We start from the raw sequence: 817 nt of genomic DNA, 5'->3' as shown, positions 1-817 counted from the left end.
ATCCCGCTTACGGCCCCGTCCCGATGCAGGGATTCGTGACCTCGAGCTACCACAGTGCGGCGCTGGGCCGATCGTTTGCCCTCGCCCTGATCAAGAACGGCCGCAACCGCATCGGCGAAACCCTGGTGGCCGCCGCCGGGGACCAGCTGGTGGACGTTGTCGTCGCAGAAACCGTACTTTTTGACTCTGAAGGGGCCCGCAAAGATGGCTGACACAGCAGCACTCGAAAATTCCAAGAAGATCCAGACCCTCCGGAAGAGTCCGGCGTCGCCGCTCAGGGCAGCCTTTGAAGCCGGATCCGTGGCGGGCACCGTGGAACTGCGGGAAGTGCCGTTCCTGACCATGGCCGGGCTCCGGGTCGATCCGGCCGGCGACGCCGGGGAACGGCTCGCCGCCCTGACCGGCGGCCTGCCGTCCGCGTCAGGGGAGGTCACCGGCAGCGCCAGCACCGCAGTGCTGTGGCTGGGGCCGGGCGAATTCCTGCTTGTGGCCCCCGCGGAATCCCATGAAAGCCTGGGCGGAGACCTGCCCGGCGCGCTGGTCGAGGCCCTGGGCGACGGCGCGGGCCAGGTGGTGGATCTCTCCGCCAACCGCACCACGTTCGAGCTCTCCGGTCCCCGGGCGCGGGCGGTCCTGGAGAAGGGCTGCTCCCTGGATCTGCATCCCCGCGTCTTCACGGCCGGCACGGCGCTGTCCACGGAGATCGGCGGCATCCCGGCCATTCTGTGGAAGACCGCGGAGGAGACCTGCCGGATCTTCCCGCGGGCCTCCTTTGCGGAGTTCCTGGGGCGCTGGCTCCTGGACGCCATGCGCGAAT

2 protein-coding genes are annotated in these 817 nt (G+C 69.2%); both read left to right on the top strand.

Annotation, left to right across the window (positions count from 1 at the left end):
* Positions 1-212: glycine cleavage T C-terminal barrel domain-containing protein (locus QCD75_RS21780; protein ID WP_301231614.1), on the top strand; the 212-nt coding region annotated here is incomplete at its 5' end.
* The coding region (locus QCD75_RS21775; RefSeq protein ID WP_301231613.1) for a sarcosine oxidase subunit gamma at positions 205-817 on the top strand (613 nt) is incomplete at its 3' end. The genes QCD75_RS21780 and QCD75_RS21775, both read left to right, overlap by 8 nt.

The organism is Arthrobacter sp. PsM3 (assembly GCF_030433895.1).
GTDB lineage: Bacteria > Actinomycetota > Actinomycetes > Actinomycetales > Micrococcaceae > Arthrobacter.
This window is presented reverse-complemented; position numbering and strand designations above follow the sequence as displayed.